Source organism: Lysinibacillus sp. UGB7 (assembly GCF_049058285.1).
In the GTDB taxonomy this organism is placed as follows: Bacteria; Bacillota; Bacilli; order Bacillales_A; family Planococcaceae; genus Lysinibacillus; species Lysinibacillus sphaericus_B.
In genome coordinates, this window is the sequence record NZ_JBMGUV010000014.1 from 37926 (window position 1) to 63131 (window position 25206).

30 protein-coding genes are annotated in these 25206 nt (G+C 36.7%); 12 read left to right on the plus strand and 18 right to left on the minus strand.

Annotation, left to right across the window (positions count from 1 at the left end):
- Positions 1 to 22 precede the first annotated feature (22 nt).
- Both ACOMCU_RS14015 and ACOMCU_RS14020 read right to left on the minus strand, forming a co-directional pair.
- Entirely contained in the window at positions 23 to 871 is an 849-nt protein-coding gene (locus tag ACOMCU_RS14015) for an AraC family transcriptional regulator (protein ID WP_421050529.1), read from the minus strand.
- Between the two features lie 229 nt (positions 872 to 1100).
- Positions 1101 to 1469, minus strand: coding sequence for a hypothetical protein (locus ACOMCU_RS14020; protein WP_010860463.1), 369 nt, complete (start codon positions 1467 to 1469; stop codon positions 1101 to 1103).
- 136 nt (positions 1470 to 1605) lie between these two features.
- Here ACOMCU_RS14020 and ACOMCU_RS14025 point away from each other — a divergent pair, with 136 nt between their 5' ends.
- The 3 genes from ACOMCU_RS14025 to ACOMCU_RS14035 all read left to right on the plus strand — a co-directional run bounded on the left by ACOMCU_RS14025 (position 1606) and on the right by ACOMCU_RS14035 (position 3958).
- The gene (locus ACOMCU_RS14025; protein ID WP_421050530.1) at positions 1606 to 2469 is read left to right on the plus strand and encodes an endo alpha-1,4 polygalactosaminidase; all 864 of its coding nucleotides are present in this window, start codon (positions 1606 to 1608) and stop codon (positions 2467 to 2469) included.
- Between the two features lie 153 nt (positions 2470 to 2622).
- Entirely contained in the window at positions 2623 to 3144 is a 522-nt protein-coding gene (locus ACOMCU_RS14030) for a DUF2243 domain-containing protein (protein ID WP_421050547.1), read from the plus strand.
- A 16-nt stretch (positions 3145 to 3160) separates the two neighbouring features.
- A complete protein-coding gene (locus tag ACOMCU_RS14035) occupies positions 3161 to 3958 on the plus strand; it encodes a cytochrome c oxidase assembly protein (protein WP_421050531.1) in 798 nt (265 codons plus the stop codon).
- 27 nt (positions 3959 to 3985) lie between these two features.
- Here the strand turns inward: ACOMCU_RS14035 and ACOMCU_RS14040 are convergent, their stop codons facing one another.
- Positions 3986 to 4498 carry a DNA-deoxyinosine glycosylase gene (locus tag ACOMCU_RS14040; protein WP_010860467.1) on the minus strand — a complete coding sequence of 171 codons (513 nt, stop codon included), beginning with the start codon at positions 4496 to 4498 and terminating at the stop codon, positions 3986 to 3988.
- A gap of 18 nt (positions 4499 to 4516) precedes the next feature.
- The gene (locus ACOMCU_RS14045; protein ID WP_010860468.1) at positions 4517 to 5314 is read right to left on the minus strand and encodes a DUF2268 domain-containing protein; all 798 of its coding nucleotides are present in this window, start codon (positions 5312 to 5314) and stop codon (positions 4517 to 4519) included.
- A gap of 109 nt (positions 5315 to 5423) precedes the next feature.
- Here ACOMCU_RS14045 and ACOMCU_RS14050 point away from each other — a divergent pair, with 109 nt between their 5' ends.
- The gene (locus ACOMCU_RS14050) at positions 5424 to 5675 is read left to right on the plus strand and encodes a hypothetical protein (RefSeq protein WP_010860469.1); all 252 of its coding nucleotides are present in this window, start codon (positions 5424 to 5426) and stop codon (positions 5673 to 5675) included.
- A gap of 89 nt (positions 5676 to 5764) precedes the next feature.
- On the opposite strand, the gene ACOMCU_RS14055 is transcribed toward ACOMCU_RS14050, so the two are convergent.
- Positions 5765 to 6502 carry a polysaccharide deacetylase family protein gene (locus ACOMCU_RS14055; protein ID WP_051112216.1) on the minus strand — a complete coding sequence of 246 codons (738 nt, stop codon included), beginning with the start codon at positions 6500 to 6502 and terminating at the stop codon, positions 5765 to 5767.
- A 364-nt stretch (positions 6503 to 6866) separates the two neighbouring features.
- Here ACOMCU_RS14055 and ACOMCU_RS14060 point away from each other — a divergent pair, with 364 nt between their 5' ends.
- The 4 genes from ACOMCU_RS14060 (at position 6867) to ACOMCU_RS14075 (ending at position 9030) form a co-directional block, all read left to right on the plus strand.
- Positions 6867 to 6989, plus strand: a complete 123-nt coding sequence (locus tag ACOMCU_RS14060; protein ID WP_010860471.1) for a hypothetical protein — start codon at positions 6867 to 6869, stop codon at positions 6987 to 6989.
- A gap of 243 nt (positions 6990 to 7232) precedes the next feature.
- Positions 7233 to 7535: a YunC family protein gene (locus ACOMCU_RS14065; RefSeq protein ID WP_010860472.1), complete on the plus strand. Its 303-nt coding sequence runs from the start codon at positions 7233 to 7235 to the stop codon at positions 7533 to 7535.
- A 137-nt stretch (positions 7536 to 7672) separates the two neighbouring features.
- Positions 7673 to 8296, plus strand: a complete 624-nt coding sequence (locus ACOMCU_RS14070) for a DUF2238 domain-containing protein (RefSeq protein WP_010860473.1) — start codon at positions 7673 to 7675, stop codon at positions 8294 to 8296.
- An 83-nt stretch (positions 8297 to 8379) separates the two neighbouring features.
- Positions 8380 to 9030, plus strand: a complete 651-nt coding sequence (locus ACOMCU_RS14075; protein WP_421050532.1) for an SIMPL domain-containing protein — start codon at positions 8380 to 8382, stop codon at positions 9028 to 9030.
- A 125-nt stretch (positions 9031 to 9155) separates the two neighbouring features.
- On the opposite strand, the gene ACOMCU_RS14080 is transcribed toward ACOMCU_RS14075, so the two are convergent.
- Genes ACOMCU_RS14080 through ACOMCU_RS14090 form a run of 3 tightly spaced genes read right to left on the minus strand, consistent with a single transcriptional unit; the run spans position 9156 to position 11672 of the window.
- Entirely contained in the window at positions 9156 to 10025 is an 870-nt protein-coding gene (locus tag ACOMCU_RS14080; protein ID WP_010860475.1) for a DUF4097 family beta strand repeat-containing protein, read from the minus strand.
- Positions 10026 to 10051: 26 nt separating this feature from the next.
- A complete protein-coding gene (locus ACOMCU_RS14085) occupies positions 10052 to 10756 on the minus strand; it encodes an ABC transporter permease (protein WP_010860476.1) in 705 nt (234 codons plus the stop codon).
- Positions 10749 to 11672 carry an ABC transporter ATP-binding protein gene (locus ACOMCU_RS14090; RefSeq protein ID WP_010860477.1) on the minus strand — a complete coding sequence of 308 codons (924 nt, stop codon included), beginning with the start codon at positions 11670 to 11672 and terminating at the stop codon, positions 10749 to 10751. The genes ACOMCU_RS14085 and ACOMCU_RS14090 overlap by 8 nt, the downstream gene beginning before the upstream one ends.
- Before the next feature lie 165 nt (positions 11673 to 11837).
- On the opposite strand from ACOMCU_RS14090, the gene ACOMCU_RS14095 reads away from it, so the two are divergent.
- Both ACOMCU_RS14095 and ACOMCU_RS14100 read left to right on the plus strand, forming a co-directional pair.
- Positions 11838 to 12560, plus strand: coding sequence for a response regulator transcription factor (locus tag ACOMCU_RS14095; protein WP_010860478.1), 723 nt, complete (start codon positions 11838 to 11840; stop codon positions 12558 to 12560).
- Positions 12551 to 13645 carry a sensor histidine kinase gene (locus tag ACOMCU_RS14100; protein ID WP_010860479.1) on the plus strand — a complete coding sequence of 365 codons (1095 nt, stop codon included), beginning with the start codon at positions 12551 to 12553 and terminating at the stop codon, positions 13643 to 13645. Before ACOMCU_RS14095 ends, ACOMCU_RS14100 begins: the two co-directional genes overlap by 10 nt.
- 118 nt (positions 13646 to 13763) lie before the next feature.
- On the opposite strand, the gene ACOMCU_RS14105 is transcribed toward ACOMCU_RS14100, so the two are convergent.
- Complete coding sequence (locus tag ACOMCU_RS14105) at positions 13764 to 14642, minus strand: DMT family transporter (RefSeq protein WP_010860480.1); 879 nt, start codon at positions 14640 to 14642, stop codon at positions 13764 to 13766.
- Positions 14629 to 15552, minus strand: a complete 924-nt coding sequence (locus ACOMCU_RS14110) for a DMT family transporter (RefSeq protein WP_010860481.1) — start codon at positions 15550 to 15552, stop codon at positions 14629 to 14631. The genes ACOMCU_RS14105 and ACOMCU_RS14110 overlap by 14 nt, the downstream gene beginning before the upstream one ends.
- A 118-nt stretch (positions 15553 to 15670) precedes the next feature.
- On the opposite strand from ACOMCU_RS14110, the gene ACOMCU_RS14115 reads away from it, so the two are divergent.
- Together ACOMCU_RS14115 and ACOMCU_RS14120 are read left to right on the plus strand one after the other, a co-directional pair.
- Positions 15671 to 17011: a PLP-dependent aminotransferase family protein gene (locus ACOMCU_RS14115; RefSeq protein ID WP_010860482.1), complete on the plus strand. Its 1341-nt coding sequence runs from the start codon at positions 15671 to 15673 to the stop codon at positions 17009 to 17011.
- Between the two features lie 262 nt (positions 17012 to 17273).
- Positions 17274 to 17519 (plus strand): hypothetical protein, encoded by a 246-nt coding sequence (locus tag ACOMCU_RS14120; protein ID WP_010860483.1) that lies wholly within the window; start codon positions 17274 to 17276, stop codon positions 17517 to 17519.
- A gap of 477 nt (positions 17520 to 17996) precedes the next feature.
- Here the strand turns inward: ACOMCU_RS14120 and ACOMCU_RS14125 are convergent, their stop codons facing one another.
- The 8 genes from ACOMCU_RS14125 to ACOMCU_RS14160 all read right to left on the minus strand — a co-directional run bounded on the left by ACOMCU_RS14125 (position 17997) and on the right by ACOMCU_RS14160 (position 25046).
- The gene (locus ACOMCU_RS14125; RefSeq protein ID WP_010860484.1) at positions 17997 to 18155 is read right to left on the minus strand and encodes a DUF1540 domain-containing protein; all 159 of its coding nucleotides are present in this window, start codon (positions 18153 to 18155) and stop codon (positions 17997 to 17999) included.
- 93 nt (positions 18156 to 18248) lie between these two features.
- Positions 18249 to 19130 carry a helix-turn-helix domain-containing protein gene (locus ACOMCU_RS14130; RefSeq protein ID WP_010860485.1) on the minus strand — a complete coding sequence of 294 codons (882 nt, stop codon included), beginning with the start codon at positions 19128 to 19130 and terminating at the stop codon, positions 18249 to 18251.
- 81 nt (positions 19131 to 19211) lie between these two features.
- Positions 19212 to 20474 (minus strand): erythromycin esterase family protein, encoded by a 1263-nt coding sequence (locus tag ACOMCU_RS14135; RefSeq protein ID WP_421050533.1) that lies wholly within the window; start codon positions 20472 to 20474, stop codon positions 19212 to 19214.
- 27 nt (positions 20475 to 20501) lie between these two features.
- The gene (locus ACOMCU_RS14140) at positions 20502 to 21230 is read right to left on the minus strand and encodes an ABC transporter permease (protein ID WP_010860487.1); all 729 of its coding nucleotides are present in this window, start codon (positions 21228 to 21230) and stop codon (positions 20502 to 20504) included.
- Positions 21230 to 21940: an ABC transporter permease gene (locus tag ACOMCU_RS14145; protein ID WP_010860488.1), complete on the minus strand. Its 711-nt coding sequence runs from the start codon at positions 21938 to 21940 to the stop codon at positions 21230 to 21232. Before ACOMCU_RS14145 ends, ACOMCU_RS14140 begins: the two co-directional genes overlap by 1 nt.
- Positions 21937 to 22848 (minus strand): ABC transporter ATP-binding protein, encoded by a 912-nt coding sequence (locus tag ACOMCU_RS14150; RefSeq protein ID WP_010860489.1) that lies wholly within the window; start codon positions 22846 to 22848, stop codon positions 21937 to 21939. Before ACOMCU_RS14150 ends, ACOMCU_RS14145 begins: the two co-directional genes overlap by 4 nt.
- 153 nt (positions 22849 to 23001) lie before the next feature.
- Positions 23002 to 24381 carry a HAMP domain-containing sensor histidine kinase gene (locus ACOMCU_RS14155; protein ID WP_010860490.1) on the minus strand — a complete coding sequence of 460 codons (1380 nt, stop codon included), beginning with the start codon at positions 24379 to 24381 and terminating at the stop codon, positions 23002 to 23004.
- Entirely contained in the window at positions 24378 to 25046 is a 669-nt protein-coding gene (locus tag ACOMCU_RS14160) for a response regulator transcription factor (protein ID WP_010860491.1), read from the minus strand. The genes ACOMCU_RS14155 and ACOMCU_RS14160 overlap by 4 nt, the downstream gene beginning before the upstream one ends.
- Positions 25047 to 25206 lie beyond the last annotated feature (160 nt).

A 25206-nucleotide genomic window follows, 5' to 3' on the forward strand; every position in this document is an offset into this window, starting at 1 on the left:
TCTATTCCTTAAAAACAAAACATTATTTAATCGGCAACCAAATTTCAGAATAATAGTGGTCACTAGATGCATCACCATTGCTATACACTTCTAGCTCAGAACCGCCTGTTAACTCAAAGGCATTCGAAGGTAGCCACTCTTGATAAATTTTCTCCCACATGGTTGTAATGGCTGTTGGCATAGCCCCCGTCACTTCAAAAACTACCCATTTCGCTGCTGGCACCATCAACGTTTCAAATCCGTGCGAATCATCACCTGCATGATTGGTCGCAATCCAATAGTTCATGATATCGTGCTCAATCATATCGCACACACCCATGACTCCATGAATCTCTCCTGTGTTTAATGGAAATAGCTGTGCATTTGTGCCGTCCACATACACATCCTGCCAAAATTTCGTGATTTCCTTTGTCTGTTCTCCATCCTTACAAGAGAATGTCCGTTTAACCCCTATCAATTGGAAACTTTCTTTTTCAATAATTTTATACTTCATTGGTTCTGCTCCCTTCAATTGCACATGAATGACTAGTTTATTGTAGGAGTGAATCATTCCCACTGCTTTACGCACATCAGACGGTTTCATGCCATGCTGCTTGCGAAAGGCTTTGGCAAATGCCTCAGGTGTTTCATAGCCATATTTGTAGGCAATATCAATGATTTTACAATCACTACTGGCAATTTCTTGCGCTGCTAATGTCAGCCGTCGCCCTCGCATATATTCGCCAACGGTCATACCTGTAAGAATCGCAAAACCCCGTTGAAAATGAAAAGAAGACGAATGTGCTACGTTTGCAATATCCTCGATCTGTATATCCTCCGTTAAATGATTTTCAATATACTCGATAGCCTGTTGAATTGACTGTAACCACACAAAACTTCACTCCTTATATGTATTGTATCCAACCCACACAAATAAACTGGTCATTTTCTGCTGAGATTGGACAGTTAAACATTTTGCATCTATTTTATTGGCAACACAGTATCATTTTACATATTTTGTGACTATTACTTGTATACTTTTTTCAATTTCTCCGTATTCTTTTATCCATATAAAAAGGCCGTGTACTTTTATCTATACACAGCTCTTGAAGATTTTTATTTTATCTAAAGCACTCAAATGATCGGATATTATTTCTTATAATCGTACGGAATTGCCACCCATATCTTCTGCTCCAGCGGAACCCTGCAACGAATTCTCTACCAACAGCAGTTGGGAAGAACCAAAAGCTTCTCCCATTATTCAACCATATATACGTAAATGTAAATAAACAAGAACGAATACCACTAGAGCCTACGCGCCAAGCAGGAATTGGTGGTGAAAATCCAGGTGGTGAGCCCATTGGCATTTGTCCAGCTGGTAGTGGCCCAAAATTTTGCGGTCCAAACTGTGATGATTCGAAATAATCAGGGTCATTCCAGCTCGGACGTCTGAAATTGTCTCCAAATTGATTATTTGGATAGTAATACAATACAAACTCCTCCTTTACCTTTACATAATTCAATATATGTAAAGGGCGAAAGTCCGTTTGAGCAATAGCCTACCCCTTCCTGTTGTCTAGAATTGCTGTATAATCAAAGTCAAATTTACTTACTAAAGGAGATCTAATGCGTAAAATATACATAATTATATTAACTTTCTTATTCTTAACTATCTGGTTACTGTTAAACAACAACGCCAAACAACTACCAAATGCATCTACAACTATCAAAGAAAAACTAGCAGCGGTTGAAGACTATAAATATTATTTGGACAAAGGAAATAATACGATTGGCGAAGCGATGAAAAACATGGATTTGGTTATTGTTGAACCGATTGAAATGCAACAGCAGTACATTGACGCTGCTCAAAAAAATGGAACTTTAATTTTTGGTTATATTAATGCAATGGAGGCAGACAAATGGAATGAGGCCTTCTATCAACAATTACAAGAAATCGATTTTTACAAAGATGTATATGGTGAGAAAAAGTATTTTGCAGAGTGGGATTCTTACTTAATGGATATGACTTCCTCACACTATCAACATCTTTTACTAGAAGAGATTCAAAAACACATTGTTGATAAAGGCTTAGATGGCGTATTTTTAGATACTGTCGGCAATATAGATTCCTTTTTGCCTCCCGAGGAACAGGTAAAACAAAATCAAGCGATGCTTACCTTCATCAAAAAAATTAAACATTGTTATGATGGCTTGTCCGTAGCCCAAAACTGGGGCTTTCAAACACTAGCAAATTACACAGCACCATATATCGACTTTATCATGTGGGAAAATTTTTCATACGATGTAGTTGGAGAGGATGACTGGTCGTTGGAAAAGATAGAACAACTGGTACATCTACGAGAAAAGTTCGGTACACAGGTGATGACTATCGGATTTAGCAATGAATCGCAGAGTCGTTCCTTAGCAGAAAAGCATCACTTTAAATTCTTTTACAACCCTGCAGGCTCTTATTACAATAGTTGGCACTAGCAATGGCCTCTGACAAACTACCTTTTGCATATCGTTTGCAGAGGTTACTTTTATGTATAGCAAAACGCAGTTTCCATCGCATATGGATTTAGTACAATATTGTTTCACTTACATTGTTTAATGAAAAACCGCATGGGTAAACTAATAACCTTAATGCGGGATAAAAATCTTTCTTATAATGAGGTGAATAACTTGATCGTGTTTCAAGAGAACACTGTTAAACATGAAAATCGTTATGACTATGGGCAACTTAATCTATGGACAGGCTTATTATTTGGTCTAGGCGTGGTGGCGTTTATAGACGAGGTAATCTTCCATCAATTATTACACTGGCACCATTTTTATGATAAGTCCACAGCTAATATTGGATTAGTGTCAGATGGTTTATTTCATGCCTTTAGTTTTTTTGCTACAATTGGTTCTGCTTTTTTACTAGCAGACCTCCATCGAAAACATGGGTTCTGGTTGAAGCGATGGTTAAGCGGAATATTCATAGGCGCAGGAGCATTTCAACTATATGATGGTATTATTCAACATAAACTGATGAATCTTCATCAAATTCGCTATCATGTCAACATAGTTCCTTATGATGTCGTTTGGAATGTACTAGCTGCTATTTTGATTTTAATTGGAATTTCCTTACTTTTACAAACAAAAAATTCACTAAAACAATAAGGAGGTTCTTTGTCCAATGCACATACATGATCATCACACACAAAGCATCTCTATCATTGTTCAGCTTATTTTAGCCGTGCCCTTTGTTATCTCACTATTTATATATATTTTTGCTGTATTTCTTTCAAATCGGCATAAGAAACAATGGCCTTTGTATCGCACATTTTTTTGGGTTATTGGACATGTATGCGCCATTATCACCTTAATCGGTCCATTTGCTGAGCGTACTCATACTAGTTTTTCAGCTCATATGATGGGGCATCTATTACTAGGTATGCTTGCGCCTCTTCTAATTGCTCTAGCAGCACCTATGACCCTGTTATTAAGATCCATACCTGTGAAAATGGCTCGTACCCTCTCACTTATATTGCGAAGACAACTCTTTACTGTTCTGCGCAACCCTATTTTCGCGTCTATTCTAAACGTAGGTGGTTTATGGTTGCTCTATACGACACCCCTCTTTAATATGATGCACGACAGCACACTATTATTTATTTTTATTCACATCCATATATTTTTAGCAGGTTATTTGTTTACAATTGCATTTATTTATATAGATCCAACTCCGCATCAAACATCCTATATTTATCGCTCTACTATTTTATTATTAGCGTTAGCAGCACATTCCATTTTATCTAAACGTATTTATGCTTATCCGCCTAGCAATGTTTCAATCGAGCAAGCACAACTAGGTGCAATGATTATGTATTACGGTGGAGATGCCATCGAGATTGGGTTTGTTTTTTCGCTTTTTTACCAATGGTTTAAAAGTAGTCGCAAACCTCTTCACTCGAAGGTTGTTGCACCTAGTTAAACAAATCCCTTCAGGTACCACATTCAGTTACGAAGACAAATAAGATTGCATCACACGCCAATCCGTTAACTTTTGCTCAAAAGATTTAATATTTTTGCCTGGTATAGGACTGGTAGATGGCATTTTCTGATAGTGACGATTGGTTAATAGTTCGAATCCAATATGTTTCCTAAAAACCTCGAACGCCTTGGAACCATTAAAAAGTACAAGTCGAATATCAGGGTAACGCTCAAAAAGTGTGTTAAAATCATTGGGTTTTTCATTTCGGATTGCAGCATCTAAGCTTCCTTCACGCTCACACGATTCTATGGTATCCCAAAGACCTATACGATTCTCCAATAGCAATTGAAGTCTCTCGGTGTAATTCTCTGGAATCTTTACACCTAAGATTTCCCCAATTATTGGCCAAAAATGATTGCGCGGGTTGCCATAGTATTGTTGTTTCTCTAATGATTGCTTTCCAGGCATTGAACCGACAATTAGCACCCTCGTTGATGAATCAATCACTGGTGGCAATACATTTTTAACTTCAGTCGTCATTAGAATCACTCCTTACTTCTATTGTAGCGGAAAATCAGAGCCCGCAACTAGTTCCTGTGCTGATTTCAAATCGAGCTTATCATTAGGGAAATTCTTTTTATAAGTACGTACAATTTCGTAGCCTATGCAATAACCAATCCATTTAGGTAGCTCGCCACCATATAAAAACTCAAAATGATTATGTACACCCAGTACATCTAATGCAGGTACAAAAATGCTCTTCCATATCTTCAAAATCTCATCCATTGAGTAATGCTTCAGCCAGGGCGCTAACCACTTATCACCATACAACTCTTCAACCGCGCATTCTGCCAGTCCCTCTAAAACAAGAGAATCTCTCAAGGTTATTTCATCTAATGACTTATTGACATACTGCAAGCGACAAACATGATTATATTCATGAGCGAATAATGCTTTCAGTTCCTCTCTTTCAAGTCCCGTGGCTATAAATAGAAACAGGGCATTTGGATAAGCAACACCATTTTTTCTTGTCAATGATTGTTCCATGTTTATAGGGAAAATATAAATAGGGACATCTGGTCCATTCCATCGTTTTTTTAACCGCTCAAATTCTTCCTGCACAATCTTCCATACATCCTGTTTTTCTAACGCTTCCATAGCGACTTCTTCATGTGCCTGAAATAGACCATTTTGCAATAAATTATATTGAATTTCCTCGGGTGAAAAACCTATAAATACATCTTCTAAGGGATTACAGAGTATGGAGCATTGTATCTCCTCCAAACTTTTATCATGATTTCTCTTTCGTACAATAATGAAGTTATTAAGCCACTCACCTGTCGGCTTTACTGACATCTTCCCATCCTTTTTTCATAGCTTATGCCTTGAATAGACAATCGGCTAATGCTGAATGTGTACAGTCGCATATATTAACTTGTAATGAAGATAGAAAGGAGGGAAATTTGTGAATCCAGCTGATGCTTATAGTCTTTGCTGTAAATATCATGGTAAACGCGTAAAAATCACTGATACATCTGGCAGAGTACACGTGGGGGAAATAACAAGGGTAGACAGAAAACAGGTATGGATTCTACCTGATAGACGATACAATGGCTACGGTCTAGGTTTTTGGGGCTTCAGAGGTTCAGGATTTGGTTTTGGTATAGCACTAGGTACAATTTTTGGCATAGCACTAGCACCGATTTTGTTTTTCTAAAAAGTGAAACTTGCAAATGGTTTTTATTGATCCCATCGTATTTAAAATGAACCATCTCAAACAATATTTTGAGATGGTTCATTTTTTCTTTATTTAACTGCCTCTTGTTGTTGTTTGCTTTCGATTAACTCCGATACGGTAACAAATGTATATCCTTGCTTCTTTAATGTTGGCAAAATTTCTTCAAGTGCTTTAAGCGTTTGTGTACGATTGCCGCCACCATCGTGAAAAAGAATAACATCTCCAGGCTTTGTGCCGTTCAGTACTTTTTTAACGATTTTACTCACTCCTGGTTGTTTCCAATCCTGTGTATCCTGATGCCAAGACCACATTACTACTTTGTATCCATCCTTCACCGCAGCATTAATCATTTTGTCATTGTAATTTCCACCTACGGGGCGAAACAGAACAGGATAGAAACCTGTAATGCTATAAATCATTTCATTCGTCTGGCGCAGTTCCTCCTGTAACTCAGTTACTGAAACCTTAAAAGGATGCGTATACGTATGATTGGCTAATTCATGCCCTTCCGTATAAGTGCGTAAAACAAGCTCAGGATATTTTTCTGCATTTCCTCCAACAACAAAAAAGGTAGCCTTCGCCTCATACTTGGCCAATAAATTTAAAACTTCTGCTGTATATTTTGGATGCGGGCCATCATCAAAAGTCAGAGCAACAATCTTATCTTTGGTGTTAATATCCCACACAACTTCCCCCGTCTCCTCATAATAGCTTCGTCCTTTATCAGCAAAGGTTTTCAATCCTGCATAAAATATCGAGATGATTAAAAAACTAGCCGTTAAAATCAATATGTGCTTACGCATCATAGCATCACCTCCCATGCACAATTTCACCTAACTTCGTTAACTTACTATTTGCGAAATGCAGTGAATTATACTTCAGAATGACTGGCTGTTTTCCCCTACATCTCCTAAATAACTACACCTATAAAATAGTTAGAAATGTTTTCACTTCAACACATTACTGCAGTTCATATACTGATCTTCATATAATATTCACAAACGGGCGCTTATTTTTGAACGATTTGTGAAAACAATCACATTGCACTTTCTTTTTTAAAAAATCGGTGTAAAATAGGAACTATAACTGATATATAACAATTTAAGAAAACCACCGTGAATTATCCGGTTGTTATAGAACAAAAAAATCAGATACAAAGGGGCCTTTACAATGTGGGTTATTACAGTTTTTGAAAAAGATACTTTCCGCATGTTCGAATACAGCACTAAAAATGAAGCAACAATTGCATTAGAAAAATTTAAGCAAACAGCAATGCTCTCTTATACAAAGTAATAAAATGAAAGGCTACTCTGAGGAGTAGCTTTTTTTATCCCTTTTCGTAAATTCCCCAAATCTTCTACATACTTTCATTCGTGAACTCTCACATAAAGTGAAGAAAGCTACTAACATAGCTACAGCTGTTTTGGACATTCACTATTGGATATTGAACTGTCATTACATGCTTTTTAAAATCGAAATATCTTGAACACCTTTTTGTCTATCGCCATATGTATATAGAGAAAAGGAGTGATTTAAATGGTGACAATTGAGCCTATCATGATTAAAGGTCATTTTTTCACAGCTGTCATTGTTCATTTACCAAAAACAACACTACTGACAATTTCAAATGATACAGGCTACATCATGTGTGGCGCATTAGATGTTGGTCTTTTAAATAGTCGTTTGGTGGATCGTAAAATTGTTGCTGGTCGAGCAGTTGGTGTTAAAACAATTGATGAGTTATTAACAGCTCCGCTTGAATCCGTTACCTATGAAGCGGAACAGCTTGGCATATTTGCAGGGATGACTGGGGTAGAGGCATTATTAAAAATGATTTAATGTAGCACAACTGCTATGACTCGAATCGTCAATGACGCTGAAATGGAACAATTGAATTTTATTCAGCTGGTGTTTTAACATCGGCTGAATAAGCTATTCACTCTTTCCTTATACTATAAGGCAAAGGGAGTGATTTAATGCATACAAATAAACATTTGAAGATACATTTAGCTTTATTATTCATTGTTATTGTAGTTTTTATATGGTCTATTATCAAACCTGTTTCCTATTTGGATTGGTTAGCAGAAGTCAGTCCTGGTGTCATTGCTATTATTACGGTTATTGCCATTTACAACAAGTTCCGCTTCACGACATTTTCGTATTTTATCATCGCTCTTTTATCTATTCTGACATTCGTTGGCGGACATTATACGTATTCAGAAGTCCCTCTTTTTAACTGGCTAAAAGAAGAATTTCATTTACAACGCAATCACTACGATCGCTTTGGACATTTCCTTAAGGGGTTAATGGCAATTGTGATAAGAGAGATATTATTACATAAAACGCAATTAACCAAAGGAGCTTGGTTGTCGGGCATTACCATTAGTATCATGCTAGCCATTGCCGCTTTATATGAAATTATAGAATGGCTTAGTACCAAAATTTCAAAGGGAGGACATGTTTCCAAGGATTTTTTAGGGATGCAAGGTGATAAATGGGATGCTCAATGGGACATGTTTTTAGCCCTTATTGGAACGATTCTAACGCTACTCCTTTTCACCAAATTACATGATAAGCTTTTAAAAAGGCAATCAAAGTGAACCTAGATTATTGTCTAAACATAATGCCATTCCTGTAACGAGCATAGCCTACTAGTATGAACCATACGGAAGGTGGTATTCTGGTGTATTATGCAAATGTCAATCAACACTCAATCCCTGCGTCTCGTATCATTACCGTGACAGGGAATGGAAAGGTACTAGCTAGAGCAAATTATGCCCAGCTTCAAATAGAAGTGAGCACACAAGGGCAAAGTGTGCAAGAAACGCAGCAAGAAAATGCTAGTATCATGAATCGTGTACTTCAATCCATCTTGGCCCTAAATATTCCAAGAGAAAATGTGCAAACTGCGGCCTATACTATTGCTCCTCTCTATGACTTTGTAGATGGTAAACAGGTGTTTAAAGGCTACGAGGTGACAAATGCCATTACGGTTAAAATACCGGACACGAATCAGGTTGGGTCGGTCATTGATACGGCCGTGCACAACGGAGCAAATCGTATTTCATCCATCCAATTTAAAATTGACAATGCAGATGTATATTATCAACAAGCACTCAGCTTAGCTCTTCATAATGCACAAATGAAAGCCAAAACGATTGCTGAAACCATGCAATTGTCTTTGCATCCTCAGCCAATCGAAATTGTCGAGGAACATGAAAATGGCCCTGTACTGTATAGATACATGGCAATGGCAGAATCGACGATTTCAACCCCAATCGAACAGGGTCAAATGACAATTAGTGCCACTGTACGAGTCAAATTTCAATATTAAATTTATTTCCATGGAAATTTGGAAGCTTAAAGAGAGCCTTACTACATTCATGCTGTAGTAAGGCTTTATAGAGGTCAATGTGATTCATCACCTCGTAGATTTTATTAAACGGAAAGTCTTTGGCGCTAATTCACATGGATTATACCCTCTCTGCTAATAAGCTCCAATTTATTGGATGCATCTCCTATTTTACCTTGTTGTAACTTCTCACTATCCGTTCCTTTCTGATACCCATCTAAATGAACTGTTATATCTGAAGATTCGCTAGTAGCTATAAACTTTAAAGATTTAGGTTTGTCTTTATAGGATATCGTAATATCTCCTGAACCAGTTTCTACAGATAGCGATGTCCCTTCCTTCATCTCTTTCATGAGGACCTCACCGCTTGTTGAAGTAACTTCCAGCTTAGGACTAATAACTCTTGTAACATAGCTATCACCATTGGTTGAAGCGATTGCTAAATCATTCAATGAACTGTCCATAATGCTCAGTTCTCCGTCCTTGGATGTAATTTTACCTTTATCTGCGGAAAGGCCTTTAATGATTTTAGAGCCAGAATCATTCGTAATAATAATATCTTTTGTTACTATATTATTGATTTTTATATCACCATTGCTATTATTTACTGTAATCATGTTCACGCCATTATTAGGTAAAGAAATGTGGAGTGTACCCTTTTTACCAAAGCTGACGTTTCCCAAAACTCCACCTGGTGAATCTTGCTGTTGTACTTTAATTTTATTCTCTACCTTGTTAATGGAGACTGGATTTTTCTCGCTATTTTGTTGTTTACCATCTACCATAACTGTTATTTTTTTAGATTTCGAACTTTTTAATTCTATATTCCAAGACTCACTATTTATTTCTACTTCTTCAATTTGATCACCATCGAAGGACTGTTCTTTTTTGTAGCTTTTTTCACCAACTGCTTTGAGGCTGAATACGACTCCCCCAATTACACCCACTAATAAAAAAGCAATTATAGCTTTTTTCAACTTTACTCCTCATTTCCATAGATATTTTAAATTACATCAATTTTGTCGACTTTATGATAAGAAAGGAAGCCTATTATAAGACCCAATAAGCAAAATACGATTGGCACAGCTATAAACTGAAATAAACTTGTAGGGCTTCCTCCATTAGAAACAGTTGCGTTAATCAAGAATCCAATGAATACAGCTGAAGTAATGGTCGTTGCCGTTGATTTTTTTCTCATGCCAAAATACAAGGGAATTAAACTCACTCCAGCAATCATAAATGCACTGATAAAAATGGATGGTACAGCGGCGACCATTTCGTGTATTTCAACTGGCGTTTCAAATAAGCCCATCATTGGATTTAACAAATAAATGAATAAATTAATTATCAAAGTAGCACTAATGATGCTCAAGAAACAAAATCCAAAAACAATGGATAATTTGGCTTGAATTATTTTTTTCCTTTTTACTGGATAAGTGAATAATGTTTGAATGGTATTCCCCTTATATTCATCAATAACTAAACGGGATAAAATCACACTTGAGAAGATGATAAATACGATTCGAATTAAAATATTCGTTAACGACATAAATTCTGCGTAATCCGGAAACATTTGCTCCGCTTCGCCTTTAGAACCTAATGCCATTAGTGCAACAGCAGCAAATATGCCTATAGTACACATGGCTAATCCTTTAAAATAACTAGATAAGCAATTCTTATTCCATTCCAGTCTCATCAGTTTAAGCATATCGGTTCCCCCCATTAATAAGGTTTAAAAAATACTCTTCTAAATTATGTTGTTGTTTCTCGATTCTGTTCACCACAATGCCATTTAGAACTAATTCTTTATTAATTTGAGATTGGGAAATTCCTGTAGCAAAAATTCGAATGCAATGCTGATCCACAACTTCATATTTATGGATTCCTAGTTTCTTCTCCAGTACTTGTGTCGTTTTTTCCAAATTGTCTACCTTAATCTCAAGGTACTCCATGTTTTCTGCTCTAACTTCCTCCATTCTTACTTCTTTCAACAATTTTCCATGATCGATAATGCCAATAGTGTCGGCTATCGATTCGATTTCTGAAACGATATGACTTGATATTAAAATGGTGATGCCATGCTGTTCTTTTAAAAGTAATAGGAGTTCGCGAATGTCTTTAATACCAATAGGATCAAGCCCATTAATTGGCTCATCCAAAATGAGAATTTCTGGTTTAGTGACAATCGCCCGCGCTATGCCTAATCTTTGCTTCATGCCCAAAGAAAACTCATGTATTTTTTTATTTCCTACATCTTTCAGGCCAACAATTTCCAATGCCTCTTTAACGGCCTCTTTCCCATAAACGCCAATATAGTCGCAGTGAAGTTGTAGATTTTCCTTTGCCGTTAGTCTTTCATAAAACTCTGGATACTCGATAATGCTCCCTATGTTCTTTAAATATTGATACGAAGTCGGCAGGACCGGTTGGTCAAATACTTTAATTTCACCCGATGAAGGTTTTACTAAGTTTAAAATCATCTTCATAATTGTTGTTTTCCCCGCTCCATTTGGGCCCAAAAATCCATAAATTTCTCCTCTGTTAATGTTCATATTGACACTTGAAACCGTTTCAACCCCTTTAAATGTCTTGCTTAATTGATGAATGTGGATAACTGATTCCATTCGACTTTACACCCCATCTTTATTTTTTGGTTACGATACACTAAGCTTAATGGACGAAAGTAAAATCAAAGTAAACACAATGGAAAATGACCGTAATATTTTCAATGGAATAAAGAAATACGGAAAAGAACTTGATATGATGAGGTTGAAATGAGGGAAAATCAAATGGAGTCTGCAAAAATTTTAGTAGTAGATGATGAAATCGGCATTTTAAAATTACTCGAAATTACACTTAGAAAAGAAAACTTTATAAATATTGAAACTGCTTCAACCGGCAAAGATGCGCTTCAACTTGTAAAAGACAATATTTACGATATTATTTTGCTCGATATTATGCTGCCAGATATCAGTGGCTTTGAACTTTGTACGGAAATACGAAAACATACGAATACGCCTATTATTTTTGTTAGTGCGCGCTCTACGGATTTCGATAAACTAACGGGATTAGGCATTGGTGGGGATGATTATATTACAAAGCCTTTTAATCCCTTAGAAGTTGTTGCTCGAATTAAAGTCATCCTTCGACGTCAAAAAATGGATGAGGACATAAAACTGAAAAGGGACACTAGATTCGATTATGGCTATTTCATTTTCAACCCTGAATCTGCTACGTTAACAGTTAAAAACCAACACATCGAATGTACTGCAAAGGAGCTTGAGTTACTGCATTTTTTTTGTAAAAATCCTAATCGTATTTTCACTACAACACAGCTCTATGAATTCGTATGGGGAAATGATGTATTCGGAGAAGAAAAAACTGTGACCATCCATATAGCAAAATTGAGGAAAAAACTCGGCGATGATACTCGTAAACCTAGAATCATTGTTAATTTACGAGGGATCGGCTATAAATTCATTCCACCAAAAGAGGCGTTTGCATGCGAATAAATACTCGATTTACATTGCATCTAGCACTGGGGATAATTTTGTGGATATTGGCGACCGGTGTAGGTATTCTGTTTATTCTTGAAGGTATCCTTCCACTAATTGAAATGAATGTTAATGAGGCTAAAGAAGGTTTACTTGTAGCATGGATTTTTGGCATTAGTACGATAATTTGTATCAGTTTATTTGGATGGTATTTTGGAGGACCCCTCGGTTTTATAATGACTTGGATTTATCAGCTCTCACAAGAGAACTTTAAACAGCCTGAAGGTTTACCTAAAATCTATACAAGAAAAGGAAAACTCCGTAAACGCTATCTTTTATATAAAGAGGTACTTCAGCACCTTCAATCCTTATCTGTGAAATTACAGGCTGCTGAAATAGAACGAGTACAAGTCGAACAAGCGAAACAAGAATGGATAGCTGGTATTTCGCATGATTTAAAAACACCCTTAACCTATATAACCGGCTACTCCACATTGTTATTGAATGAGCAGTATGAATGGTCAAAAGAGGAGAGTCATTCCTTTATTCAAGAGATAGCAGATAAGGGCCAGCATATGGAAGAACTTATTGAGGATTTAAGTCTCGTGATTCAGCTTAATAGTGCGGACGGTGCAATTCCCTTGCACAAGAACAGCCAGGATTTAGTTGAATTCACAAAAAGAATTGTTGCAAACATAAGCAATAATCCACAAGCACATGACTACATGCTGCACTTTAAAACGGATACGCCTGTGCTAAACGTTGAGTTTGATGCTAAATTTATGCAACGGATTTTACAAAACATACTGATGAACTCGATTATCCACAACCCTCAACACACAGCTATTTATACACAGCTTTATGATAACGATAAAAATATAGCCATCCACATTGTTGATAATGGTGTGGGTATGTCTACGCACATGGTAGAAAATATTTTTCAGCAGTATTATCGTGGAACAACAACAGACGCCTCTTCTGAAGGCACTGGATTGGGCATGGCTATAGTCCATAAGCTAGTTACAGCACATAATGGGACAATCTCCGTTCACAGTGAGCCCTCTAAAGGAACTTCTTTCAAACTTACATTACCGAAAAAATAGAATACTATACAACATGTCAGTGTTCTATCTAGCTGTCTGCGTAATCTCAAAAATTTCGCGTGACCACTAGATGCTTCATTCATCTAAGGGGTCACGCGAATCAACAGCACAATGGGCGTTAAATTTTTGCATTAGTTTTTTTAACAATGCGTTCATTCGAAAATAGCAGAGCAAAAAGAATTATACATATGCCCACCGAATGTCGCATCGATAACGTTTCATTTAATATAAAATATCCTAAGAGTACACCAACAACAGGAACGATATAATTACTAAAGGATGCAAATAGAGCACCTTCTACTTTAATTAAAAGATTATAGAGCAAGTAGACAATTCCTGAATGGAAAACGCCTAATATAGCAATCGATACTATTTGTGTTTTGTTTATATTCACTTGTAATGGTTGTTCAAAAATGAATGACAATGGAAGTAATAGTAGCGTCGCAATCCATAGAACGTTCCTCATATGGACCACAGGAGAGCCCCCCTGTAATTTTTCCATTAAAATCAATGACAACGCAAAGCTTATTGCGGCCAGTAGGAGTAGGACATTTCCAAGAATATTTCCCGAAATATTCAGTGCTGTTTGATCGGGCCATGATAACACAATGATGCCTAAAAAGCCTAAAAAAATACTGAGGACTTCTATCCTTCTTGCTTTCTTTTTAAAGAACAATGTAAATAAGGCGAGCGTAAAGATTGGTACCATCGCAATCAACATCGATGCAACACTGCTCGATACGTATTTTTGACCTTGTGCAATCAGGATGAATGGTAATACTACTTCAAAAAGGGCAAGACAAAAATATAATCTAATCGTCGTTTTATTGTTTTCTTTTATTAAAAATAGACTAATAATGCTTAAGCACATGGCTCCAATAAAAGCCTTTAACATCGATAAAGTAATGGCTCCTATATCATTCGTTACTAACGCTACAAAGAAAAATTGGGACCCCCAAATGCAACTTATCACGAGCAAAAAGCTATATTTTCTCATTGCATTTTCTCCCATTCCCCAAATAATTAGTTCCTACTACCCCAATAATAATGACAATAGCCCCCATTAAATGATAAAGATGAAATGCCTCTTGCAAAAAAATTACGCCTGCTACTATCGTAATGAGCGTGGCAAAATTACTAAAAACACTCATTTTAGATGCTTCCATTTTTGATAAAGCATAATTTGAAAGATACGATGTACCGAGTGACGATAAAATACCTAAGTATAAAATAGCTAGGATAAAGTTAATATGCATAAAAGGTCTGAAGAACTGATGGATAGTACCGTTTACTAAATGATTACCGACTGCTATTCCGTTAAACACTAGAAATCCACACAATGTCATGACATATGTTAATGTCACTAAGGTATATTGTTGTGTTAACTTCCTTGCAAAAACGTTGTATAACGATGTGGCTATCGCAGACAGTACTATGAAGCCGCTGCCGAGTAAATTCGCAGTATTAGCGCTCACTCCATTATTCATAAAGAGCATGTATATAACACCAAGTACCGATAGACTAATAAAGGCGAGCTGTCCACGCGTAGCTTTTTCCTTTAATAAAATACTGGCAAGGACTAACGTAAAAATAGGCACAGTTGCTTGAATAATTCCCGCTTCTGAAGAGCTAATACGAGCCAACCCAAACACTTGAAAAGTGAAAAAGGCAATCGGGTATAATAATGCTAAGGGTAAAATTCGCAATAAATCATATTTATTGATTTTCAATTTTTCTCGTTTAAGAAGTACTAAAACAGTGACACCAATCATTGCAATGGTAAATCGATGTGCAAGTGTATCCATCGGGCTTGCGACAGTTAATGTCACTTTAACGAACATAAACGATAGCCCAATAACGATGGAATAAATAATTGCTGCTATATATGCCATTCTTTTTTCTGCCATACGATTGACTCCTTCTATATTCTTTCCGGCCGGTAAAGCTATCGTATTAAAAAATATAGCATTGCACGATATCAAAAAAACACATCTGTACCGATACAGATGCGTAAGGAGATTGAACATGCTTAAATATGACTTTATATATAATCAACTACTGCAACAAATACAAACGGGTGTCTTACAAGCTGGTGCAAAGCTACCCTCTATAAGATCTTTATCGCTTCAATTTGCTTGTAGTAAAAGTACAGTCCTAACCGCTTTAAATAAACTCGAAAATCAACATTTGATCTATGCAATCTCTAAAAGTGGCTATTTTGTAGTGGATCATCAACTACCAAATTTGCCGTTGGAAAATGATTCTATAGATTTTGCGACTTCATCACCAACCTGGCATGCATTCCCTTACAAAGATTTTCAACACTGTATGAACAAAGCGATTAATACATATCAGATGGACTTATTTCGATATGGCACCCCCAAAGGCTTACCATCATTAATTGTCGAAGCTAAAAAGTTGTTAGAAACGTATCAAATATTCACACCTGAAGACAATATTTTCGTTACTTCAGGTGTCCAGCAATCACTATCTTTGCTCAGTATTATGCCATTTCCAAATCAGCGCACAACCATCCTAGTAGAACAGCCGAGTTATCATTTATACATGGATTACTTGAAAACCTATAAACTGCCAGTTGTAGGTATTAAAAGAACTGCTGAGGGCATTAGCTTAGATGAGTTAGAACATATCTTTAGTAGCAATACCATCAAATTTTTTTATACAATGCCACGCTTGCAAAATCCATTAGGTTGTTCTTTTAGCAAAAAGAAAAAAGATAGTATCCGTAAACTTGCTGATAAATACGATGTATATATCGTAGAAGATGATTATTTGGCGGACTTTGAGCAAAATTCGAAAATGGATCCGTTATTTACTGAGGATCTCGAGGACCGAGTGATTTATTTAAAAAGTTTTTCTAAAATTATGTTTCCTGGTCTACGCATTGGTCTAGCGGTGTTGCCTCATGCATTAATTAACACTTTTCAGCAATATAAAAATACCACCGATATCGATAGCTCTATGATTTCTCAGGCAGCCTTGGAGCTTTATTTGAAAAGCGGCATGTTCGATCGCTATCGATTAAAAGTATCTGAAGATTATACAAAGCGTGCCCATACTCTTCAACGCTCCCTAAAAATACATTTACCTATGTATTTAACAACAACTGATATTTGTATGCATAGCCATATCGTTCTACCAAGGCAAGTCAATATGAACTTACTTATTCAACAATTGAGCCAACAGCATATCTTTTTAGATAGCATTGATCGCAATTATTTAGAAGGATTTGACCGTGAACGAATTTTAAAACTAAATGTTTCGAATGTAGAAGAACAAAAAATTGACACAGGTATTAAAGAAATAGCTATCGCTCTTACTAACACTAAAAACTATTTTAGTTAATAACAATTCCCTCTCCATTTTTCTCTGTAAATAGTAAGCATTCGCGTAACATTATCCACTCATGAACTCCTATTATTAGGCATATGTTTAGACAGTATTAAGTGAAACTTCAATCAGTGTGAGTTTCATCCCACGCTGATTGTTAGTTCAACCAATCGGGCCTTTACGGTCAGTTGTTCGATCACCTAGTTAACTCGTTCTCATGAGGTGGGCATCTTACTGACTGTTAAGTCGGGATAAAATGGTGTACAAGGAGGATATTATGCGAAAAGAAAAAATGCGCCTTCGAAAAATTCAACATCTTGCTTATGAAATTATGGATGAGATGAATGCCGGGAAAGAATTGACACGATTTGATACGTTAATTCCTGTGATCGATAATTTATCCCGTGCAATTGGTGATTTAACAGATTCTGTTGGGCATTATTCGTTAGACTATGTAGAGGAAAAAGTCAAAAATGCTCATTACTTGTTATTCCACAAGGATAAAGTGGATTTACATCAATAAAGTGAAACTTCAATCCATGGGGTTTTCTTCATCCCCATGGATTGTTAGTTGAACCAATCGGGCTTTTACGGTCAGTTGTTCGAATACCTAGTGGACGTCTTACTGACCGTTCATGCGGGATAAAGTGAAACTTCAATCCGTGGGATTTTCTTCATCCCCATGGATTGTTAGTTGAACCAATCGGGCTTTTACGGTCAGTTGTTCGAATACCTAGTGGACGTCTTACTGACCGTTCATGCGGGATAAAGTGAAACTTCAATCCGTGGGGTTTTCTTCATCCCCATGGATTGAAAATGCCCTGCAGGAGCGTAGCGACGAGTTGACTGAAGCCACGCCCGCGAAAATCATCTGCCATAGCGGCAAACAATGGGTTCATATAGATACTTCTATTTAAAAGAAAAAAACTGTAAACAAACACAAATTTTTGAGTTTGTCCACAGTCCGAGGGTGATCATATTAATGATTACCCTCATTGATTTAATGCGTTTCAGGTGTAAATGTTTTACAATCCGTATCCTCACTATTGGAAGCCTGTTGACCTTTTTGACTAACAACGTAAATAGCTTCTGCAGTACATTTGTTTCCAGAGTCCCAATACGTGCAGTTATTGACTTCACATAAAATCTCTTGTGCCATCGTATCCCACCTCCTCTGTTGTTATCTTTCACAAATTAGAGGCAATCAATACTTCACCACAAGAGAAATTCCAAAGATAACCTTTATCCCACCTTATTCGCTAAAATCCAGATTAAAAGGCTGTTTTGGCAGTTGTTCTTGAGCGAGCATATTTGTTGTTGGCACTTGTTTATCTACTTCCTCGAAACGAAAGCCATCCGCCCATACTTTTCCCGCACCAATTAACAGTACGCCGAAATAAATGGATGCACTGTCTTCCGGTACATCTAACACGACTGAATAATGATTCCACTCCGTCGTGCCTTGAATGGACCGATTATCCATATTATCAAATTGAATGGTATCTCCTGTGCCGTTATCAATGCGAAGCCATGCGCCACATTTAGTTGCTTGTGCAGTTTTTAAATAACACGACATTTTTAGTCGCTTTCCTTTGTAGACGTGTGCTTGAAAGCCTTGCATCATCGTCGCAAATTGCTCTCCATTACTCGCAACTTCCTTAGCATACAATACACCGGATTTAGTTCCTGAATGAAATACCGCTTCATCCACTTGAAATTCATATAGCTCAGGATTCGCTCCGCTTAATAACCAACCTTTAATTGGTTGTTGTACGTTCATCGCTTGTTCCTCCTTTTTCATACTTAATGACTGCATTAATTTGCGATATTTCCCTGGTGGCAAAGCGTACACATCTTTGAAAGCTCTTGTGAATGCTTCTTGTGATTGAAACTGGAGTTCGAAAGCAATCATTAAAATGGATTCATCTGAGTACAACAAATAGGAAGCAGCCGTAGCTAATCGGCGTAATCGAATATATTCTCCAATTGTTAAGCCCGTTTCTAGCTTAAAAATACGGCTTAAATGAAACTTCGAATAACCGACAACTATTGGAAGGTTCACTAACTGAATTTCCTCAGATAAATGCTCCTCGATATAGGTAATGGCCCTTTGTGTTGCTTGACTATACTCCATATTGCTCACCTCACAAATTATCATAATAGATGATGTGAAAGAATTTTTGATTGTGCTTGCTAAATCGGTGCTTATTGTATGTTATTCCATAACTGATGTTGCTGTTGCTTCTTTGACAATAATAATGCCATCGTATGCATCTGCTGGTGTCATTTTAATTGTATAAAGCATCTTTGAAAACTTATACCAAGGGCGGAAATCATCACCTATATTGCCCATTTTTTGCTCTTTCGCCAAGATATCTGCTAACTCATCCAACTCACTTGCTTTTTCGAAGTCTACATAGAAAATATTGTCCGTTACCTCACTAAATGCATCCACTAATTCATTATGATGCTTTAGTGTATAGGTTTTACGCTCACCTGACCCAGCATTTTGTGCCTGAAACGTATTGTTCATAAAGTCCGTACCTATGGCAAAATACGCCTCTCCGTATACTTCGTTTAAATAATGTCCCATCGATTTATAACCTGCCAACGATGCGGATGTTTTTTCGATATGCCCATTATGTGCAGACATAAGTACCTTGTCATGCCCTCGACCTGCTTCATAATCAACAATCCACTGCAAATTGTTCGCTAAATATTCATCCCGTAGATTCATATAATCACTATCATGTAAAAACAATTGTGTACGCTGCTTCATGATTTGGGCGTATTGTAAGGCAAAGGTAAAGTCATCATTAGATGATTGTTTGATATAGGATGCCTTATTTGACTGTAAATCTGTAATAATAGAGTCAATGACGTCATTTAGTTCTTTCAGTTCATTGTTGGATAACTCTCGCATTGTCTCATTAGAAACGTCAGCCAACTGTGTGGCATATTTTTTTGCGCTATCTTTGTTAACCACTTCATAATAATGTAAAACGCCCTGCTTACTGTAGTCATAACGTTGCATATCATTACCGTAAAAATATACTTTATCTTTTTCATCCGCCGTCTTGTTATAGTCATGCATCCACTGAACAAATTCAATCATTTGTTCAGTTTGATATATGCCATAATCAAGAGCTCTCACAGCCTCTTCCGCTGTTCCAGCACCATTCAAAATAAACTGATTGATTTGCTGCGCACCACCAAAATCGCCTTCTAAAACAAAGACACGAACATTTTCATTATCAATTAATGCTTGAAATACATCTTTCTTTAATGCCTGAAATTCAATGTTTCCATGGGTCGCTTCACCAAATCCAATTACTTTTACACCATCCGGAATATCGATATCTTCAATTGCCATAGTATATTGTGAAGCATCCTTAAGTACTTCACCATTACCACATCCCGCTAAAAAAACTGATAGAAAAATAGCTGTAACTATAAAACTCTTTTTAGAAAATAGCATTTTAATCTCCTCTACAATATGAAAAAGTTATACTGCTTTTCGTTGGAAATACAAATAACCTCCAAGGAAAAATACAATGAACCCTCCCCCTACTACTGTTAATAATTGATCCCAAGGTACAAAGAATACATCCTCTGTATTTCCACCTATATACATCATTGAAAAGGGTTGCGCCCATGGATAGTAAGGTCCAAATTGTTCAGAATTTATCGCAAATATGGCAGGCAACGTAAAAATAACGTTTACAGCAAATGGTGCGGCAAAACTCTTAAACAGTATAGACATCCACAACTGCAATGCAACTAAAGGTAATGTAGCCACCCATCCGCCAAGGATACTCTTCCAAACGATTTCCATTGGAAAAGGATCTGTAAAGCCTTTCATCATGCCCACTGCATAGATAGAACATAAATAAAGCATTTGCATTGTCATGACCAGCATCATAATTAATAAATATTTTGCTACGAATACTTTCCCTCTTGTTACAGGCAATGCTAAAAGTTGTTTCCAACCGCCCGATTGATGTTCATATCTACATATAACACTAGCGAAAACACCTGTAATCAACGGTAAAAATAATAATGCGTACGTTAAATTCATTGAAAATAAAGTGAGATACCACTCATTTATATGACTATCAACTTCAAGGTTTGAAGTTAATCCTATAAAAAGACCTATTATCGGCCCCGCCAAAATAATTGGCACCATTTTTGATTTTCGTAATTTATACCATTCAGCTTGCAGTAAAGCGCGCATTATTTCACGTCCCTTCTTGCAAAATCAATCATCCCAATAATGTACAAAATAATTCCTACAGCAAGACCGAACAGTACATTGATGATGGGCTCATCCCATTCATTCATTAATGACGGCCACTTCCAAATCATCCAATCTGGCAAAACGTACGCAGAATATGCAAAAATCACGCCAAAAATTCCTACTGTTATGGGAATTCCCTGGTTATGACTAACACTCGCAATCCAGAGCTGTAATGCCAATATCGGTAATGCTGCAAAGTATGGATAATAACTAAACTTAGCTAGCTCCATATATGGTACACTTTCACCCAAATCTAAAAACATGCCATAAGCACAAGTAAATACCATTAATAGTGTGGAAGACAGCAGTAACAATGTTGCCAATACCGTAAATTTTGATAGATACACAGTTAATTTAGACACAGGTAAAGCTATTAATTGCTTCCAGGCATTTGTCTCATTTTCGATGCTTGCTATAAAAGATGTTAAAATTGCGATACCTAGTACAAGGGCAAGCGGTGTAAAAGAATGGACATTTAATAAATAATAGCCCCAATCATCCTCGCTTTGCTGTAACAAATAGTCTTTCCTGATCCCGTAATTGACCATCTGAAGTGCAACAACACCAGTAGGACCTAAAGCTGTTAAAAACCATAATCCTTTTCGTTTAATCTTCAAAAAATCAGCCGTCAACAGTTTTCCTATCATATCGCTTGTTCTCCTGTTGTCATTTGAAGGAAAATATCCTCTAAGGATCTTTTTTCCTCTTCAACTCGATAAATGGAAACTCCTTCTTGCACAAGGATTTGAACAATATGTGCTACTTTTTCATCCGAGCATTCACCCATTAAAATTTGCCCTTCTTTATATTCTGCCTTGATGCCATTCGCAACGAGGGTACGCCATGCTTGCTCGCTATTACTTACCTTGAAAGAAACCTTTGGCTGTGCATAGGTGCGCATGGCTTCAATCGAATCTTGGAAAATCATTTTTCCCTTCGTGACGATGCCCACTGTAGTAGCCATTTGATCGATTTCTGACAGCAAATGACTTGAAATAATAATTGTCATCCCGTATTCCGCAGGCAGTCGTTTAATTAAATTCCGCATTTCAATAATGCCAGATGGATCAAGTCCATTTGTTGGTTCATCTAAAATTAGTAAGTCTGGATTATGTAAAAGGGAAGCGGCAATACCTAAACGTTGTTTCATGCCAAGAGAGAAACCCTTTACTTTTTTGTTAGCGACATCCTTTAATCGAACAATTTCTAACACCTCATCGATACGCGCTTTTGGTACACCTAAAATTTTTCTTAATACTTCTAAATTTTCATAGGCCGTTAAATGTGGATAATAGGATGGATTCTCTACCAATGAACCGACTTTCGCTAAAATATTTATTCGTTCTTTCGTTATATCCTTTTGGAAGATTTTAATTGTCCCGGATGATGGCTTCATCAATCCTAGAAGCATACGAATCGTCGTTGTTTTCCCGGCGCCATTTGGCCCTAAAAATCCATATATTTCACCTTTGCGTATTTTTAAATCCATGCCTGCTACAGCTTGCTCTTTACCAAAACGTTTGGATAGATTTTCTGTTTGTACGATATATTCCATTTCCCTCACCTCTTTATTAAGCATAGAAAACGAAGTTTAAAAGCAGGTAAGGGCAAAGTTTAAATTTTGTTTAAAAAAGCTGACATTGCGGTTAGATAAAAAAATCTGCAGACTCTTTTCGCTGAAGTCTCGCAGATTTTCTTATCAGGTAACCTATTTAAAACGTTTAATTTTGATTTCTGTGCCGGATTCACTGGAAGTAATATCCCACTCTAGTTCCATACCCTTCACCATTATGTCAACAATGGATAAACCAATGCCGGCACCTTTTGCATTTGATTCATTTTTCATTCCTTTTCCGTAATCCTTCAAGATAAATGCATCATAGTATGCTGTAGATTCTGTTTTTACGCCAATATATTTCCCGCTATTCGCATGTCGTAGTACATTCTGGAAAATGTTATCAAATATGCGTCCTAACCAAAGCGGGTCAATCAGCCACTTATTATCATCAAATGCCTGTAGCTCGATATCAATGTCAAAGCCTTCCTTTTCGAAAACTGGATACCATGTCGTCATTTGCTCTCGTGCAAATCGAATCACATCAATTTCCTTTGGCTCAAAGATATATCTACTAGCCATGAGCAGTGTATATGACATTAAATTTTCGATTAATCCGTCAATATTCACAACGGAAGTTTCCATTGCCTTAATCGCTTGTTTGCCTTCTTCTGATAAATCCTCTTTACTGATGGAATAAGCTTGAGCACGTATTTTCGTTAAAGGGGTACGTAGATCATGTGACAAGTTAGCGATTAGTTCTCGCCGGAGTTGCTCTTCCTTCATCTCACGATGTTTACTTTCTCTAAGTTCAACAACCATATGATTAAATGTTTGTTCGAGCTGTCCAATTTCATCCTGCTTTTTCACATGAATCTCAATGGGAAGTCCATCTACATCTCGAATTTCCATCGCATCCTGCAGTTTTAATAAGCGTTTTCGAATCCCTCTAAAGAATAAAAAGGATACACTAATAAAAAATAGAACAATCACAATAACACCTAATAATACGAAGGCCCCATATTGTTCATAAACTTTCACGAGTGGTGGATTAAATACATCTCTAGGAATTTCTAAAACAATAAAACCATTTGTTTCATCCTCCCCTAAAAAGGCAATAACCGTAAAGGGATTTCCTCCATAACGCTCTTTGATAAATTTTGTTGTAAAGGAGGGGGTCCATTTTAACGGTAGCTGCTCCTGGACATTCACTTTTGAGCGTAATGTGCCATCCTCGCTTATCCAAAACATTGCTGCTTTCGGGTATCGCTGCTTCCAACTTTCGAAATGCTGTGTAATCGTTTCATCCGTAAAATTTTGTATACGCTTCGCTTCATCGTGCCATCTTTCCTCAACATTGCTCTCTTGGTTAACCTCATTCAAACTTCCATCTTGCCCGGTTTTAGTGATCTCTAACGCAAAAAAGGCAATAACAAAGTAAGCTATCTGAGTAATTGACATAGCTATCAGGATAATCAACATGTATTTAGCTAATAATGATCGCAGAAAAAAAAATGGGCGCAAAAATTTCATAATTTCACCCTATAGCCAATGCCACGTATCGTTTCAATAATCATTGGCTTAGCTGGATTTACTTCAATTTTTTCTCTTAAGTATCGAATATGGACCATTAATGTTTTATCACCTTCTATGTAACTTTCACCCCAAACTCCTTCATAGAGCTGTTCTTTTGTTAATATTTGATTTAAATGGCGAATGAAAAACTGTAATAAGTAAAACTGCTTACCTGTTAATTGAATCTCGTCATTAGTTTGTTTATTAATAATACGCATATCTTTCGTATGAATTTTTAGATGCTGCAGTTCTAGCACATCATCATTCTTTTGATATCTCCTTAGTAATACTTCAAGACGTGCGACAAGCTCATCTGGATGAAAGGGCTTTGTTAAATAATCATCAGCAAAATTCAGGCCCTCTATTTTATCCTCTACAGCAGTACGGGCTGATAGCATTAAAATTGGTAATTCTTTATTTTCCCTCTTGATTCTCTTGCCAATAGAAAATCCGTCTAATCCCGGTAGCATGACATCCAATACAACAATGTCTACGGATACTAAGTATTTCTCAACTTCTTCACCAGACTCAAGCCACGTTACCTCATATCCTCTTTCCGTTAAATCCTTTGCCACCCACTGTCCTATCTCTTTTTCATCTTCTATGTACAATATACGAAACAATTTTTATCCTCCCAAAATGGTGTTTTGCGTTTTCAGGAATAAATGTCCACACCAAAAATCCATATTTTGTATTATACATTTACAAAAACACTAACTCAAATCATAATCCTACATTTCTATATGATCTCAAATTTATCTTTGAAAAAATTGTCAGCCTTTC